This is a genomic window from Fervidobacterium sp., assembly GCF_059913585.1.
Genome location: NZ_DBOLZL010000011.1, coordinates 1 through 16,185 on the forward strand (window position 1 = coordinate 1; position 16,185 = coordinate 16,185).

Sequence of the window (16,185 nt, forward strand, 5' to 3'; positions counted from 1 at the left end):
TTTAAAGCATATTTTCAAAGAAAACGCTCGCAAGGATTAGTATACAAAAAAGCGATGATGAGTGTAGCACACAAGTTGCTAAGGACAATATTTGCTATGATGAAAAAGCGAGAGAAATTCCATATTGATCATACATTTTCGTCTTCTACTCAAAATTTAATTTTACATAGTTGACTCCAAGGTTTTCGCTTAAATCTTTTGATAACTCTTCTAACATATTATTCATTCTTAACAAAGAATATTCCTTAAAAACTTAGAAAAGCAAAGAAAAACAGAAAAGCGGGCTTTCGCCCGCTTTTCTGTTTTTGGCTGATTTATTAATCTTTCATTAATTATCTCAACAATTGCAGCACCTGTTGTGGTTGCGCGTTCGCTTGTGCAAGCATTGACATACTGGACTGGAGGAGTATCTGTTGTTTTGTGAATTGCATCATCTCTTTTGCCATGTCTGCATCTCTGATTCGGCTTTCCGCTGCTGTCAGGTTCTCTGCTGCTACTCCAAGGTTCGCTATCGTGTGCTCTAACCTGTTTTGGATAGCACCAAGCGCTGCTCGTGCTGTACTCACTCTGTGAATCGCCGCGTCAACTACCATTATTGTTCTTTCAGCACTGTTCTGGTCAGTAACTTTCAGTGTTGCTGTTGTTAATCCAAGAGCTGTAGCACTCATGTTGTCAATACCAGCAATCATGTTGTGACCTTCGTTTGAACCTATCTGGAATACAAGTTGGTTATTCGATGTATAAACGCCTTCTACTCTTACAACCGCACTGTCGATGACTTCGTTGAGTGGCAATGCTCCTCCAAATTGCGAAATGTTGAAAGTTGAACTGTCCCATTTGAAAGTTATTCCACCAAGCTCAACACTACCAGCACTTATTGTTGTAATAGTGTAAGTTACTGCTCCGTTACTCTTAATAAGAGTAACTTTAACATCTATGGCACTGCTAACATTTCCGCTAAGTTGTCCAACCTCAATTATATACGTACCTTCACTTGCGGCAGAACTTACTGTTCCGAGTTTGATATCAATATTACCACCAGTAACCACCTTTGCATCTGGGGTGTATCTGAAACTTTCCAGTTTTCCATCGAGTAATTTCTTCGTGTTAAATTCAGTTGTCCTTGCTATCCTGTCAATCTCTTCTCTTAGTTGGTCAAGTTCTGCTTGAATTTGGTTCCTATCAACATCTGTGTTCGTATCACTTGAGGCTTGAACTGCAAGTTCTCTCATCCTTTGGAGTATTGAGTGAACTTCTGTAAGTGCTCCTTCTGCTGTTTGAATCAATGAGATAGCATCTTGTGCGTTCTTTACTGCCATCTCAAGACCTTTGATTTGTCCTCTCATCTTTTCACTGATTGCCAAACCTGCTGCGTCGTCTCCTGCTCTGTTGATTCTCAAACCAGAGGATAGTCTTTCAAGCGTCTTGCTCATGTCCATGTTGGTCATCGTGATGTTTCGCCAGCTGTTCAGAGCGTTAATGTTGTGGTTAATCCTCATAACTCTCCACCTCCATGTGAGTTTTTTCCTTTAAATTTCTAAAAACTAGAAAACCAAAATCTGTCTTCCAAAAGGGCGCCCTTTTGTTTTTGCCAATATTATTATCGGAAAAAATAAGCGGTTCTTTAGTGGGAAACTAAAGAACCGCTCTTAATGTTAGTTATGTTATCAGTGTACGTGTAATCATAAAATAAAAAGTTTTTGAACTACTAAAATTTCCTTGATTTTTAAGAATTTCCAGACTTTTATTTTCTTATACCATGCACGAGAAATATTTTACTATTTTTCGAGAGAGTGAACTCAAATAAACTAAGAATACCAACCACCTTGTTGTATCTTTTCATAACAGCTGTTTCATCAGCAAAATATCTTATGTGAGATTCCGAATCATAGTTTGGAACATAAAACAAAACATGACTTCCTTGTCTAATTTTCGATAGTATTTCTATGTCATCTGAAACATGCTCCAAACCTCAAACATAATAACTAGATCATAGTCTCCTGAAAAGAAGTTTGACGTATATGCATCATCAACAAAAAATCTATCAGCAAAATGCGGATTTCGTTCTTTAGCCATACTAATTGCCTCACTACTAAAATCAATACCCATATAATCTGTAAAAACCTCATCAAAGAGATAATTAGCGAACTGCCCAGGTCCACAACCGATCTCGAGTATTCTAGGTCTTCCCAAGCCCTTAATAATCTCTAAAGCTTTTTGCCAAATATGAGAATATGGGGTTTCTCTAAGTATGCCTTGTTCCATCCACCGTTCTTATAAATTTTGTTATAAAACTAAGGACCCTTTTCCGACCGTCTATGATTCATAAATTCGCCATAACAGGAATTGTGCCTTGATTTGACAACGTTTAAAAATACCAAGATATCGTAAACATGGTCGTTGAACGTAAGTTTGTTGACTTTTAAGAATGATTCGTCTATCGTAATTTTCATAATCTCAAAAAGCTGATCATACAGAGGTTTGTCAAAGTGAACTATCTTTCCAACTTTGTATTTGTTATTGAATAACTTAAAAGAATCAAGATCTGCAAACGCTATTGGCAAACCAGCAGCAAGATAGTCAAAGACTTTGTTTGGCGAGGCAGAATTCAGGAAAGTTTTGTTATAATCCCCCACATTAAATAATGCTAATCCGATATCATATTTTGTAAGTTCTATTAAAAGTTCTTTTGGTGATAGCATCCCTTCATAATGGATGTATTGTGACCTTTTTTGAAGGCTATTTACATACTCTTGATCAACATGGCCATAAATATGTACATGAACTCCTGCTTCTGCAATCTTCATGAAATGGTTTTCTAGAAACCTGTGATGTCCTGGAATATGTGAGAGTCCTCCTTCAAAAACGCAATGTATTTGTCCATCTATAGAGCTTAGTTTCCGTTTTCTCTGTTTGGGTATCATAGACCTCTCTATGAAGTTTTCAATAACAAGAACGGGTTTACTGGTAATCTGAAATTTCTTTAAGGCTATTTCCTTGACAAATTCATGAGTATATATGTTGCCTGTAGACATTACATTTGCGATATATTCGTGAACAAGCTGTTCATTTGTTAATTTTCCACGTAGTGACATCATATCATGAGTATCATGAATTATAGGTTTCTTAGCTGCTAAAAACAGCACAGTGAAGTAATCCGGTTCGTTTGAGCTGTATATTATATCGTAGTCGCTCTCTCTGACAAAGTTTATAGTTTGATTTACTTCTTCTAACCTGTAAATGTTTTTGTAAGGCATATCATTGTCGTTGTAAACCCTTGAAGGATGAACAGAAACATAGATAATATCTGTTTGTATACCTTTAGCTGCCAGAGTTCTTGCAACCTTCTTTGTTCTAATACAAGGTATATCTTGAATAAACAAAACCTTCCTTATATTTTCAAGAGCATCAACTAAATTTTTTCTTTCTGCTTCGCTTAGGAATGAGCTTACTTCGCCTAATTGTTCTTCCGCAAATTTCTTAAGTTCTAAATTATCTGAATTCTTTATTGCTTGATAAAGATGAATGAATGAATCTATGTAGTTTCCTACCTTTTTATGCAATACACCTAATCCCACATGAATGTCTGCATTCTTACCATCTTTTATGACACCTTTTTCAAGAACTTCAATTGCCTCATCATATTGTTGTTGCAAAGCAAGTGTCTCACCGAACATTAAGTACCCATCAGGGTCATCAGGAAAAACGTTTAGATAATCTTGTGCCAAGATTTTACCTTCTTCAATTCTACCCGAATCAATGAATTCACGAATCTGGCGCTTAAGTTTATCAATATTCTCTAGGTTCATATAGTTCACCCCTTCACGCAAAATCAATCTTATAGTTTGAGATGGTTTCCAGATTTATTCTTCTTCAAGCAAATATCACTATCCTATTGCAGTTATTTTTATAGACATGTCCACAAATTATAAAAATCTTTTGAACGATTTCCACATATGCACGGTCTAATATAATGAGCAGGGGAAAAACGTCGGCTCGATTAAGATACTGACTTTTGGTTTTGCTTATTTTTTCCGTCCATGCCTGTAAGGAGGGATGGTAATGCGGATTAACAACAACGTTGGAATGTGGGCTATTAGGTATCTTCAAAACCTGCAAACCCAACAAAACAGGCAAGTGCAAAGCTTGGCACAGGCGACGATACCTATTCAACAAAATGTAGCTTTTGGAGCGATAGCTGAGCGTATTCGCTCACAAATCAACGGCTATCGTGAAGCTATGGCAAGTACGTACAACGCAATCGGGGTTATGAATGTTGCGGAAGGTGGTCTTCAAAGCATTTCGAACAATCTCCAGAGAATGAGAGAGCTTGCAGTTCAAGCTTCAAATGGCACGCTTTCGGAAAGTGAACGTGCAGCACTTCAACAGGAATTTTCTCAATTGGCTCAAGGGATAAACAGAGTGGTTGAACAGACCACTTATAATAACAGAAGAGTTTTAGGCGGTGATATAAGAGATATGCAAGTGCAGCTTGGTCCGAATGAAGGGCAACAGATGAGAGTCACCCTCCCGGGCATGGACATTAGAACTCTTGGCCTTGAGGATGTGAATCTTAACAGCGCCGAAAATGCTCAAAATGCATTAGAAGCTCTAGACAGAGCAATAGAAACTGTTTCAAATACAAGAAGCTATGTTGGTAGTGTGACGAACCGGCTGGAAGGAGCGGCACGGGAACTCAGCAACACTATGTTAAACCTCACCTCCTCCGTGAGTGTTTTAACAGACACAGATATGGCACGTGGCATTATGGAATGGATTAGAACAAGACTCCAGCAGCAAGCAACAGCTGGTATACTTGGACAGTCTAATGTAAACGCACAGAATGTTCTAAGACTCCTTGGATAGCCATAGCTCCAATAAGTAAAAAAGAAGCGGTGGGAATTTCCCACCGCTTTTTGTGTTTTATGTCTTCTTCTCTAAGAGTTCAGTAATGCTGAGCTGCTCTACTTCTTTTTTTAACCGTTCAATTGCAAGTTGAGTGTAGTTTGGGTCTATCTCTATTCCTATTCCTTTCCTTCCTTCTCTAAACGCAGCTATTAACGTTGTCCCACTTCCGAGGAACGGGTCCAAGACAATATCTTCTTTGAAGCTAAATAACTTTATGCATCTTTTTGGAAGTTCAATAGGAAACGGTGCTGGGTGTCCTATTTTAGTTTTTTTCTCCCCGCTGAAGGTCCACATTCCATTCGTCCAGTCAATAAATTCTTCTTTAGTGATTGTTGATATGCCTATAGTTCTTCTTCTCCACTGGTGTTTGTACATGACTACAATAGTTTCTACGGGTGCAATAACATATGGTGCAGAAGCAGATAACCAAGAACCCCATGCAGTTCTTCGTGATATGTTTTGTTCGTTCCATATTATCGTGCTTTGATATTTGAAACCAACATCTTTAGCAATTGCAACGATATCCGCATACACACTTCTCAGACCATTTTTGTTCTTATCCAAAGGTATGTTAAGACAAAGTCTTCCATCATCAGCCAATAGCTCAAAGGCTTTCATTAACCAAAGTTTCGTAAACATAAGGTATTCATCATAGCTTGTTGCATCGTTGTGCGAACCGTATTCAATACCCACATTATAGGGTGGAGATGTGACTATAAGATTTATCTTCCCAATCCATTCACTAAGGTCTACAGTTAAAAAATCGTTTTGAAATATCTTTATTCTTCCTTCAAAGTCAAACTTTTCGTTTTTTGCAGAGGAGTAGAAGAAGCCTTTATCAATTTTTTCGTGCTCTAATAGAGGGACACACCTTTCGAGAACTTTGTTTAGAACAAGATTAAAACTCTCCCCTGTTTCAACGCAAATTTTCTCAATTTTTTCGATAAGTTCCTCACTTAGACGTATTCGCTTTTCACGAACGAAGGTTTTCTTCAGGTATCTCATGCCAACCACTCCTTAAATTTAAGCCATTGATTATTAAGCCTTGATTGAGAATGTGTTTTTTATTATTATACCATAAAGAAACCATAAAAAATACACAAAAAATATTTGTTCAAACGAAAACGGATTGGGGGTTATTTTTCATGGATGGACACCAACAAATGGTTTCGAAAGAGGGCAGCTATTGGGAAACGTACGTCGCTGATGTGCTCTGTAAGGATCCAGTAATCAGGGAAAAAGCCTTAGTTGCTTACGGGACGAATAGTGAAAAACGCAAAGATGTTTGTCCTATCGATTGTTCTAAAGTCACTAAGAATGAGCAGAAAAAACATGCTTGTTCTGAGGAGAATCAAGGTTTTTCGATACCAATTGATGAGCTAAAAATCATTTATGAAGCAAATCGAACTAAACTTATTGACAACGATTTGATCGTTTACAGTAAGAACAAAGGAAAAATTGTATGTGTACTCTCTGTGAAAAAGAGTTTAAGAGAGCGGGCAGGACAAACAGCTTATTGGATGATGAAGAAAAAGGAACAAGGTAAAGATTTCAAATACATATTTGTTACACCGGATGTGGATAAGGAGTTGCTCCCAAACAGAAAATGGAGGGTAATATTAGCATCAGAAATGGATGCGGTGTTTGTTATCGAAGAGAACAAAACCAGCGAAGAGTATGAACCAGATGGAAATTTTTATGTTGGAGAAGATAAACTTGTAGACTACGTAAAAAGTTTGCTTTAATATTCATAATATATAAATGGCGGTGGGAATTTCCCACCGCTTTTTGTGTTTTTTTGGTGCCGAGGGCGGGACTTGAACCCGCACGGGGTTTGAACCCCTGTTGATTTTGAGTCAACCGCGTCTGCCAATTCCGCCACCTCGGCACTTAACCCTGAGCGTATGTTATTTTATCATTTAAATGCGAATTTTTCAAGATGTTTTTTGAGATTCCTTGAACAAGAAAATCGGCGCCCTTGCGAGCGCCGATTTTCGATTTTTGAACAGAGTTTTTATTTTACTTTGAATATCCAGACATCGCTACCGCCTATGTTCTTGCCAATATCTCCGTTCTTTGAGAAAGAGGTACCTACGATTACTATTGTTCCATCTTCGTCTATAAACACATCGCTTGCATAATCAGCAAGGCTACCACCGTAGGTCTTAGACCATCTAAGGTTACCATCGTTATCGATATCTATCAACCAGACATCAGCGGCACCTTTTTGACCATCAACTTTTGAGAGTGTGTGTCCAATTATTGCAAATCCACCATCTGGGAATTCTGCAGCCGCGTATGCAATGTCTTCTTCAGAACCTCCGAATGTCTTTAGCCATATGACTTCGCCTTCTGGATCAATTTTTGCCACGAGTATGTCCCAGAATCCTGCGTTGACTTGAACATCACCATCAACAGATGTCGTATAACCAACTATCAAGAAGTTACCATCACTTGTCTTAACAATTCTTGAAACTTCATCTTGGTCACTTCCGCCGTAAGCCTTGTTGAGTGTTATATCTTCGAGGTCCTTGGTTACTTTGAACAACCATATATCAGATGTTCCGTGGTTGTATGGAATGTTACCTTCGAGCGAGTACGTGACATTTGCTACAAGGTACCCATCTTCAAGCTCAATAACATCAACAGCTTTATCCCTATCCAGACCACCAAATGTTCTGCTTGCTAAAATGTTACCCTCTGCATCCAATTTAAGCAACCAGCTATCCCATGTTCCAATATTTCCACCAGTATCACCATTAACAGAGTTTGTTGTACCGACAATCAGGAAGCCACTTTCAGATGTTGGTATGACTCTTGATGGTATATCGTTACCTGTACCACCGTAGAGTTTGAGCCATTTAGTATTGCCTTCCTTGTCAAGTCTTGCAAGTAAGTAATCCCATCCACCTTTGTTAACTTCACCGTCAATTTCTTTCGACAACGTGTATCCAAGAACGATGTATCCATCCTCAACTTCTTTGATATCCGCTGCTTCATCCCAGCCAGCTCCACCAAGTAGTTTCATCCATTCAACATCGAGTTCTTTTGTTAATTTGACCACAAGTATATCAGATTCGCCTTTGAAACCTTCAAGTTTGTCTGATTGCGTGCTTGCAACAAGTATATATCCTCCATCAGCAGTCTTAATAATTCTTCTTGAAGTGTCTTGACCAACTCCACCTAAAACTTCTTGCTTTTGAATTGTTGGAAGTTTTGTTCTGAATGTAAACACTTCGCTTTCAACTTCTCCGAATATATTTCTTGCAACGACTTTCCAGTTGTACTGCGTTCCAAAGTGGAGTTGTGGCAATGTGTATTCATTTGTTTCAAGTTTTTCAACAAGCTCCAATTTAACTGTTCCAAAGTAAAGTTCGAATTCTTCTGCTCTTTCACTCATCCACTTGAGTGTTACATCAACAGGCACCTCTTGTGCTCCGTTTTCTGGGTAAATAGCTTTCGGTTGCTCTGGCACCTGACCAGTTGTAAACTTCCAAACTGGACCTTCTGTGCTGCCAAATCTGTTCTTTGCAACAACTTTCCAGTAATAGGTTGTTCCAAATAGTAAGTCCGTAACTTCAACCGCACTTTCTTTACTATCTTCCAAGTAAAGTTCAAGCATTTCTTCCGAGAATCCCAAATAGAGATCATATGAATCGGCTTTCGAACTTTCCCATCTCAAAACCAAGTTGTTGAATTGGTCAACAGCACCATCTGGTGGTTCTGGGTTGAATGGAACAGCTGGAACATTTCCTACTGTGAATTTAACTACCGGGCTTTCTGCTTGACCGAATCTGTTCTTTCCAACAACCTTCCAATAATACGTTGTACCAAGTTCAAGGTCTTCCACAACAAATGTGTTGCTTGTTGCATCTTCTACAATAAGTTCGAGGTCCGTTGCTTCTTTCCCAAGATAGACATCGTACGTATCAGCACATTCAAATTCCCAGCTAAGCTCTGGGGCTTTCCAAACGTCTTCTTCACCGTCCAGCGGGCTCACAATCTGTATGAATTCGGGTGCTCTACCAGTTTTAAACATTTCTAGTTCGCTTTCGTTTGTTCCAAAGTCGTTCTTTGCAACTACTTTCCAGAAGAAGGTCGTATCCATTGGTAATTCATATGGTAAAGTAATTTCAGATTCTGTAGTTGTAGCTACAAGTTCGAGTTTATCCATTTCCTCACCAAGATACAACTCGTATTCGTTTGCATCTTCGCTTGTCCATTTGAATGTTGGCTGGATCCATACTTTTTCACCTTTTGGCTCGACAAGTTCAGGTTTTGTTGGAACGTCACCTGTAGAGAATATCCACACAGGTCCTTCCGTTTCACCATAAGCGTTCTTTGCTACAACTTTCCAGTAATAAACCGTTCCAAGTTCAAGTGGCTCTGTATCGTATTCAGGTTCGTCAACAGTGGCAACAAGCTGTAATTCATCTGGTGATTTTCCAAGGTAAATATCATAGCTTGCCGCTCTTTCTGCTTGCCACATTAAGCGTGGTTCAATCCAAACCTTCTGTGCACCATCGTATGGAACTGGATTCTCTGGAACTGTTGGAGCATCGCCTATTCTGAACGAAAACACTGGGCTTTCTGTTTCACCAAAAGCGTTCTTAGCAACTATTTTCCATTGATAGGTTGTTGATGGCTTAAGGTTTTTAACTTCGTATTTATTGTCAAAGTAGTTCTTTTCCATCAACTGTAGATTTCCTTCTTCTCCAAAATATATGTCGTATAGTTTTGCTCGTAAAGAATTCCAGCTTAAGGTTACGTCAGGTAAAACATCGGTTGCACCATCAGCAGGTTCGATATCCACAATCTCACCTGGAATAAATTCGGAGTTCTGAAAATCAACCAAGGCATTGATAAGAACTCCTCCTGAACCAATGAGGACGTTCAATGGAATATTGGCTAAAGAAATTCTATCTCTTACAACCTCTACGCCATCTTTTCGACCGTACGCAACCACTCTTTCGTCTTTATTATCAATGAGTCCCAGAACTTTGACGATAACATTGTACTTACCAGCCTTCAGTTTTGTTATTAAACCTGTTGCTTGTCCGGTCTCTCTGTCATAATTCAGAAGGAAAGGACCTTCAACAACTTCCTGGTTAAAAATTTCAACAGTTGCCCTTGTAATCCAGATTCCGTTTTCTAAGAGTGCCTTGTCTAAGTCGGACAACCCAAGGCTGTACTCTTCGTATTCGCCTGGAGGTAAGATTGGCTCAACAACAGGTGCATACTTTTGAAGTAACATTTCAAGCGCTTCTCTGATATCCACGTTTGGATTTTCAAGTAATGCCTTTAGTTCGTAGTAGAACCTCGCTAATGGTGTTGTGTACGTTACCTGGGAGAACGCAATAGTAGATACAATTGTAAGAAGAATAACTATCCCTAGGAAAACTTTCCGCATGTAATCTCCCCCCTTTGGTTGTGATTGAAATCATGATTTAAAAATTATTCTACTAATTTGAAACTTACTCACTTGTATATTATACCACTAATCTTTTCAAATTTTGCAATACTTTTTTGAAAGAATTCCAAAAAAAAACAATGGGATTTTACTATGGAGATTGGCAAACAACGAAAATATGTGAATGTTTTTAGCAAAATGTGTTTAGCAACGGTTCTACGCAACATTATTTTACAGGTCAAAATTTAAACATTTTTCAAGATTATGAATGTAAATATTTACATAAATAAAATACAAGCGAATAATATCCATGCCCTTATGGGCAAATCATCTAGATAGGAGGGGTCGGTATGAAAAGGTTTTTCCTGTTGATACTTCTCATGATTGTCTTGACAACAGTCATATTTGCCGATGTCGTTTACAAACGCGATGAAACGTTGTATGCAGGCGGAGGTATGTGGTCACCACCGTCAAACTGGAACCCAATCACTCCATGGAATGCGGTCACAGGAACTGTCGGGTTGATTTACGAAACGCTGTATGGATACGACCCACTTAAGGATGAACTAATTCCTTGGCTTGCAGAAAGTGGAAGGTGGACCTCGAAAAATACTTTCGAGATTAAACTAAGAAAAGGAGTTACATGGCATGACGGGATACCATTCACTTCGAAAGATGTAAAGTTTACACTTGAACTTGCAAAGAAGATACCTGAGATTTCCTACAGCTATCTGTGGAATTGGATAGCAAAAGTTGATACACCTGACGATCATACCGTAGTATTCACATTCTCATCGCCAAGATATCACGAATGGTATTACCAGTTGTATCAATTACCAATAATCCCAGATCATATTTGGTCAAAGATGTCAAAGGACGAGGTTTTAACAGGTGCAAACGAAAAGGCGATAGGCACGGGACCTTACATGCCTGAAACATATTCCGATGACAGAATGGTTTATTTAAGAAACGATAACTGGTGGGGCAACAATGTCTTCGGGCAACCAAAACCAAAAAGGATAGTTTATTTAAGAGTTCTGAGCAACAACGTAGCACTTGGAATGATAATGAAGGGCGAATTGGATATTTCAAACTTCTTCCTACCAGGCATTCCAACACTGAAGAAAACATACTCAGATATCCACACTTGGTTTGCAAAAGAACCATACATGCTCTCTGACAACACCGCTTTCTTGTTTATCAACACTACAAAGAAGCCTTTGAACGATCCCAACCTTAGAAGAGCAATTGCTTTTGCAATTGATCCAATTTTAATTGCAAGGACTGTTTTTGAAGGTCAAGTATTGCCAAGCAACCCCGTTGGATTCTTACCAATCAAAGGTTGGATGAAATACTATCCAGATAATGCTGTGAAACAATTCGGATTCAAATATGATCCAAAGACTGCCAAGGAGTTGCTTGATAAAGCAGGATACAAAGATATAAATAGAGATGGTTACAGGGAAGCACCAGATGGTAGTAAATTTAAAGTCTCGATAATTGTACCATTTGGTTGGACGGACTGGATGGAATCGATTAAGCTCATAGCATCGCAACTTAGAGCTGTAGGTATTAATGCTGAGGCCAAGTTCCCAGATTACAGTAAGTACTGGGAAGATTTGACAAGTGGCAATTTCGACATGGCGATTAACAATTTTAACTCACAGATGAGTGTCTCACCATGGACGATGTTCAACTGGCTGTTTAACTCCAACTTTGACAAATATATGTACAATGGCAACTTCGGTAGGTACAACAATCCAAAACTCTTTGATTTAATAACACAACTGAATTCTACTCCGATGGAAGATATTGCTGCTAACAAGAAGATAGTCGAACAAATCGCTGAAATCTTCTTGAGGGATATGCCAGCAATACCGCTTTGGTACAACGGCATGTGGTTCCAGGCAAGTACACAAGTGTGGAAAAATTGGCCAGGTGAGAAAGCTCCGTATGCTTATCCAGTAACTTGGGGTGGCAGATGGCAAACCGGCGGAGTACTGATGCTTATAGGAATTACAAGTAAATAATTTTAAAAAAAGAGATGAAAAATGCTAAATGATTCCATAAGATTAAATCTTTAGAGGTGTATTAGATGAAAAAGTATCTGAGAATGAAAATCTTTGTTTATCTCCTTACGTTCGTATTTGCAGTTACAATAGATTGGCTGATTCCCAGGCTCATGCCTGGGAATCCTATACTTGTTTTAGTCTCACGATTTGCTACCTTGCCAGAATCTGCAAAGGTGGTTTATAGTTACCTGACAAAAGCATTTGGATTGGACTTGCCTATGTGGAAGCAGTATATTAATTTCTGGATAGCATTTTTCAAAGGTGATTTGGGAATAAGCATATATCTATATCCGAAGCCTGTGCTTGATGTTTTAAAGAGTGCCCTTCCATATTCTTTGGGTATTCTCATACCTTCCATTTTGGCGAGTTGGTTCGTCGGAAACACTCTTGGTGCAATTGCTGCAAGAAGGAAAAAGTTGGATTCCGTTATGCTACCAATTATGTATTTTATCACAGGAGCACCCTACCTTTGGCTTGGAATTTTGCTTGCTTACTTTTTTGGCGTTGTGCTTAGATGGTTCCCAATAGCTGGAGCGTACAGTTTTGCCCTTAGACCACATCTTTCTTGGCTTTTCATTCTTGATTATCTAAAGCACTGGGTGTTACCTTTCCTTTCGTTGTTCATAGTCCAGCTTGGTGGATGGGCAATAGGGATGAGGAATATGGTTATTTACGAGCTTGAGGCTAATTATGTAAGATATCTTGAAACCCTCGGTGTCAGTCGCAAATTAATTAGAAAGTATGCATTTAGAAACGCTATACTACCCCAGGTAACAGGCTTAGCATTGCAACTTGGAACTGTGATAGCTGGACAGGTAACAACGGAAGTGGTTTTTTCGTATCCAGGAATCGGTTACATACTCACCCAAGCAATACTAAATCAAGACTATTTCCTCATTCAAGGATGTTTTCTCTTTATAATAATCGGTGTTTTGATTGCTAACTTTACTGTTGACCTCGTCTACATGGTGCTGGATCCGCGTATTCGGTATTCATATGGTGGTGAGATATGATGAGTGAAATCTTGTTTTTCGCATTCAGGAATAAAAAGTTGAGGATAGGATTTTCACTTGTTCTTTTCTTCTTGATTTTGGCGATAATTGGTCCATATATTTCCAAGTACAAAGACCCACTAGAATACGTAGGACCAGGATATCAACCACCCAGCAAAGATTACTGGCTTGGAACAACTACATTTGGTCAAGATGTTTTCACACAGTTGGTACATGGATTGAGGTCTTCGTTTTTCATTGGTTTTTTCGGAGGCGGACTGGCAACTTTGATTGGTTTGGTTGTAGGATTTTTGGCCGGATACGAAGGTGGTTTGTTCGATGAAGTATTAATGATGATTACAAACATTTTACTTGTTATTCCAACGTTGGCGTTGTTGATTATAGTAGCTTCTTATCTGCCATACAGGGGAATTTTTATACAGAGTGTTATCATTGGGCTAACCGCATGGCCATGGACCGCAAGGGCGGTGCGGGCGCAGACTTTGTCGTTAAAAGCTAGGGAATACGTGAATCTTGCCAGAATTACCGGTAGAAGTCATCTGAAAATAATAGTTTATGAAATCATGCCAAATATGATGTCCTATGTTTTTATGGTCTTCATTCTTCAATTTGGAGGAGCAATACTTGCAGCAGTTGGATTAGATTTCATAGGTCTTGGACCGACCAAGGGAATTTCGATAGGATTGATGCTGCAAAACGCGGTTCTTTGGAACGCGATCCAGCTAGGTATTTGGTGGTGGGCACTACCACCTGGACTTGTGATTACATTAATCGTTGGTGCACTCTATTTTATGAACACTGGATTAGATGAAGTATTCAATCCAAGATTAAGAGAAATGTAAAAACAAAAACACAGTTGTGGTCGGTTAAAGGAGTAGTGATACAGATGCTAAAAGTTGAGAATCTGAAACTTTACTACAAGACCTTGAAAGGATATGTCAGAGCCGTTGACGATGTGACCTTTGATCTTAGAGATGGAGAAATACTCGGCCTTGCTGGTGAGTCTGGTTGTGGAAAATCCACACTTGGCAACGGTTTGGTATTGTTGAAACCCCCATTGAATTATTTCGGAGGTAATATCGAATTAGATGGTGAACTTTTGCCAATTGATGATTTTGAGAAGATGAATGAATATAGGTTTAAAAAACTTTCTATCATTCCTCAGTACGCAATGGATGCATTGAACCCAACAAGGAAAATAGGTACATATATAAAAGAGGTGTTAATTAGCAGGGGAATAGAACCTGATAGCATAATGGAGAGATTAATAGAAAGATTGAAATACGTTAATTTGAGCGAGCGAGTCCTGAAGATGTATCCAATAGAACTTTCCGGCGGTATGAAGCAAAGGTTGGTCATGGTAATATCTACTTTGCTTAACCCTTCACTTCTAATAGCAGATGAGGTAACTTCAGCACTTGATGTCTCTTCACAAAAGGCAGTGTGTCTGATGATCAAAGGTTTTAAAGACGATGGAATTGTTAAGTCCTTGGTATTTATCACCCATGATTTGTCAGTTCTTTATCAAATAGCCGACAGGATAATGGTTATGTATGCCGGAAAGGTTGCGGAGATAGGAACTACCCAGCAACTGATAGAAAATCCCTTACATCCTTACACAAAGATGCTATTGAATTCTTTACCGGAAGTTGGTGTTCGATACACAGAAAGGTTGCTGGCTGGCATACCGGGTCAACCACCTCAACTTCTCAATCCTCCAACTGGGTGCAGATTTAAGGAACGTTGCCCGATGAGAGGACCTCAGTGCGACGAAGAACCTCCAAAAGTGGAAGTGGAAAAAGACCATGTTGCATACTGCTGGAAGGTGAAATCAAATGCTTGAGATTGTTAATTTATCAAAAGCTTATTCCGTTGGCGCTTTTGGCAGAGAAAAGTTCTACGCAGTTGACAACGTCACATTTAAAATAGATGATAACGAAATAGTATCACTCATTGGTGAAAGCGGTAGTGGAAAAACCACCATTGGAAAGCTAATTTTGAAGCTTATAAAACCAACCAGTGGTAAGATTCTTTACAATGGCGTAGATATTTCATCGTTCAAAAGTCTAAAGGAATACTACAAACACGTTCAGGGTGTTTTTCAGGACCCATACAGTTCCTATAATCCGATCTTCAAAGTTGATCGTGTATTTGAAATGGTCAGAGAAGAATTTTATGTTTCAACGAGTCATAACGAATGGAGAAGCCGTGTTGAGCAAGTTATCTCTTACATAGGTTTAAATCCAAAAGAAATACTCGGTAAGTTTCCACATCAGTTAAGTGGGGGGCAATTGCAACGTTTACTGATCGCAAGAGCGCTATTGATGGAAACAAAATTTTTGGTCGCCGATGAAATTATTAGCATGCTTGATGCTTCGACAAGGATAGATGTTCTGAACACGCTTATTAAACTGAAGGAAACAGGTCTCTCCGTACTTTTCATCACACATGACCTTTCACTTGGTTACTACACAAGCGATAGGACCATCATACTTTACAAAGGTTCCATCATGGAATACGGCTCAACTGAGAAAGTTTTCAACAATCCACTTCATCCATACACAAAAATGCTTTTGGAATCTGTCCCGACAATACACAAGAAATGGACCAAATCACAAATTACACTTGAAGGCAAAAGTGTGCCAAATGGTTTCTGTAAGTTTTACGACAGATGCCCTCTCGGCGATACAAATTGCAAAAACGTCGTTCTAAAAGAAGTTGAAAATAATCATCAAGTTGCATGTGTTAAGATATAGTATTAAAATACTTAAAGATTCAAACT

The 16,185-nt window shown here is 38.9% G+C and carries 13 protein-coding genes, 1 tRNA gene and 1 pseudogene; 8 read left to right on the top strand and 7 right to left on the bottom strand.

Annotation, left to right across the window (positions count from 1 at the left end):
• Positions 1–174, top strand: a pseudogene (locus AC3M61_RS02710) (IS110 family transposase); the annotation flags it as partial.
• Between the two features lie 158 nt (positions 175–332).
• On the opposite strand, the gene AC3M61_RS02715 reads toward AC3M61_RS02710, so the two are convergent.
• From AC3M61_RS02715 to AC3M61_RS02730, 4 genes are all read right to left on the bottom strand, one after another.
• A complete protein-coding gene (locus tag AC3M61_RS02715; protein ID WP_500779399.1) occupies positions 333–1,499 on the bottom strand; it encodes a flagellin N-terminal helical domain-containing protein in 1,167 nt (388 codons plus the stop codon).
• A gap of 245 nt (positions 1,500–1,744) precedes the next feature.
• A complete protein-coding gene (locus AC3M61_RS02720) occupies positions 1,745–1,969 on the bottom strand; it encodes a hypothetical protein (RefSeq protein ID WP_500779400.1) in 225 nt (74 codons plus the stop codon).
• Entirely contained in the window at positions 1,945–2,265 is a 321-nt protein-coding gene (locus AC3M61_RS02725) for a class I SAM-dependent methyltransferase (RefSeq protein WP_500779401.1), read from the bottom strand. The genes AC3M61_RS02720 and AC3M61_RS02725 overlap by 25 nt, the downstream gene beginning before the upstream one ends.
• A gap of 29 nt (positions 2,266–2,294) precedes the next feature.
• A complete protein-coding gene (locus AC3M61_RS02730; RefSeq protein WP_500779402.1) occupies positions 2,295–3,809 on the bottom strand; it encodes a hypothetical protein in 1,515 nt (504 codons plus the stop codon).
• Between the two features lie 253 nt (positions 3,810–4,062).
• Between AC3M61_RS02730 and AC3M61_RS02735 the strand changes: the two genes are divergently transcribed.
• Positions 4,063–4,866 (top strand): flagellin, encoded by an 804-nt coding sequence (locus AC3M61_RS02735; RefSeq protein ID WP_500779403.1) that lies wholly within the window; start codon positions 4,063–4,065, stop codon positions 4,864–4,866.
• A 57-nt stretch (positions 4,867–4,923) separates the two neighbouring features.
• On the opposite strand, the gene AC3M61_RS02740 is transcribed toward AC3M61_RS02735, so the two are convergent.
• On the bottom strand, positions 4,924–5,913 hold the full coding sequence (locus AC3M61_RS02740) for a DNA-methyltransferase (protein ID WP_500779404.1): 990 nt from the start codon (positions 5,911–5,913) through the stop codon (positions 4,924–4,926).
• Positions 5,914–6,053: 140 nt separating this feature from the next.
• Here AC3M61_RS02740 and AC3M61_RS02745 point away from each other — a divergent pair, with 140 nt between their 5' ends.
• Complete coding sequence (locus AC3M61_RS02745) at positions 6,054–6,653, top strand: BsaWI family type II restriction enzyme (RefSeq protein WP_500779405.1); 600 nt, start codon at positions 6,054–6,056, stop codon at positions 6,651–6,653.
• A 54-nt stretch (positions 6,654–6,707) separates the two neighbouring features.
• On the opposite strand, the gene AC3M61_RS02750 is transcribed toward AC3M61_RS02745, so the two are convergent.
• A tRNA-Leu gene (locus AC3M61_RS02750) sits at positions 6,708–6,796 on the bottom strand.
• Positions 6,797–6,922: 126 nt separating this feature from the next.
• On the bottom strand, positions 6,923–10,318 hold the full coding sequence (locus tag AC3M61_RS02755; RefSeq protein WP_500779406.1) for a fibronectin type III domain-containing protein: 3,396 nt from the start codon (positions 10,316–10,318) through the stop codon (positions 6,923–6,925).
• Positions 10,319–10,668: 350 nt separating this feature from the next.
• On the opposite strand from AC3M61_RS02755, the gene AC3M61_RS02760 reads away from it, so the two are divergent.
• The 5 genes from AC3M61_RS02760 to AC3M61_RS02780 all read left to right on the top strand — a co-directional run bounded on the left by AC3M61_RS02760 (position 10,669) and on the right by AC3M61_RS02780 (position 16,159).
• Positions 10,669–12,348 (top strand): ABC transporter substrate-binding protein, encoded by a 1,680-nt coding sequence (locus AC3M61_RS02760; RefSeq protein ID WP_500779407.1) that lies wholly within the window; start codon positions 10,669–10,671, stop codon positions 12,346–12,348.
• A 65-nt stretch (positions 12,349–12,413) separates the two neighbouring features.
• Positions 12,414–13,403, top strand: coding sequence for an ABC transporter permease (locus AC3M61_RS02765; RefSeq protein ID WP_500779408.1), 990 nt, complete (start codon positions 12,414–12,416; stop codon positions 13,401–13,403).
• Complete coding sequence (locus tag AC3M61_RS02770; RefSeq protein ID WP_500779409.1) at positions 13,403–14,245, top strand: ABC transporter permease; 843 nt, start codon at positions 13,403–13,405, stop codon at positions 14,243–14,245. The genes AC3M61_RS02765 and AC3M61_RS02770 overlap by 1 nt, the downstream gene beginning before the upstream one ends.
• A 44-nt stretch (positions 14,246–14,289) precedes the next feature.
• Positions 14,290–15,246 (top strand): ABC transporter ATP-binding protein, encoded by a 957-nt coding sequence (locus AC3M61_RS02775; protein WP_500779410.1) that lies wholly within the window; start codon positions 14,290–14,292, stop codon positions 15,244–15,246.
• On the top strand, positions 15,239–16,159 hold the full coding sequence (locus AC3M61_RS02780) for an ABC transporter ATP-binding protein (RefSeq protein ID WP_500779411.1): 921 nt from the start codon (positions 15,239–15,241) through the stop codon (positions 16,157–16,159). Before AC3M61_RS02775 ends, AC3M61_RS02780 begins: the two co-directional genes overlap by 8 nt.
• Positions 16,160–16,185 lie beyond the last annotated feature (26 nt).

What these genes read in the sequence shown, in the direction of transcription:
- AC3M61_RS02770 (WP_500779409.1), top strand. Translation starts at nt 13,403, where the DNA reads ATGAGTGAAATCTTGTTTTTCGCATTCAGGAATAAAAAGTTGAGGATA.
- AC3M61_RS02735 (WP_500779403.1), top strand. Translation starts at nt 4,063, where the DNA reads ATGCGGATTAACAACAACGTTGGAATGTGGGCTATTAGGTATCTTCAA.
- AC3M61_RS02755 (WP_500779406.1), bottom strand. Translation starts at nt 10,318, where the DNA reads ATGCGGAAAGTTTTCCTAGGGATAGTTATTCTTCTTACAATTGTATCT.
- AC3M61_RS02765 (WP_500779408.1), top strand. Translation starts at nt 12,414, where the DNA reads ATGAAAAAGTATCTGAGAATGAAAATCTTTGTTTATCTCCTTACGTTC.
- AC3M61_RS02725 (WP_500779401.1), bottom strand. Translation starts at nt 2,265, where the DNA reads ATGGAACAAGGCATACTTAGAGAAACCCCATATTCTCATATTTGGCAA.
- AC3M61_RS02740 (WP_500779404.1), bottom strand. Translation starts at nt 5,913, where the DNA reads ATGAGATACCTGAAGAAAACCTTCGTTCGTGAAAAGCGAATACGTCTA.
- AC3M61_RS02775 (WP_500779410.1), top strand. Translation starts at nt 14,290, where the DNA reads ATGCTAAAAGTTGAGAATCTGAAACTTTACTACAAGACCTTGAAAGGA.
- AC3M61_RS02730 (WP_500779402.1), bottom strand. Translation starts at nt 3,809, where the DNA reads ATGAACCTAGAGAATATTGATAAACTTAAGCGCCAGATTCGTGAATTC.
- AC3M61_RS02780 (WP_500779411.1), top strand. Translation starts at nt 15,239, where the DNA reads ATGCTTGAGATTGTTAATTTATCAAAAGCTTATTCCGTTGGCGCTTTT.
- AC3M61_RS02745 (WP_500779405.1), top strand. Translation starts at nt 6,054, where the DNA reads ATGGATGGACACCAACAAATGGTTTCGAAAGAGGGCAGCTATTGGGAA.
- AC3M61_RS02715 (WP_500779399.1), bottom strand. Translation starts at nt 1,499, where the DNA reads ATGAGGATTAACCACAACATTAACGCTCTGAACAGCTGGCGAAACATC.
- AC3M61_RS02760 (WP_500779407.1), top strand. Translation starts at nt 10,669, where the DNA reads ATGAAAAGGTTTTTCCTGTTGATACTTCTCATGATTGTCTTGACAACA.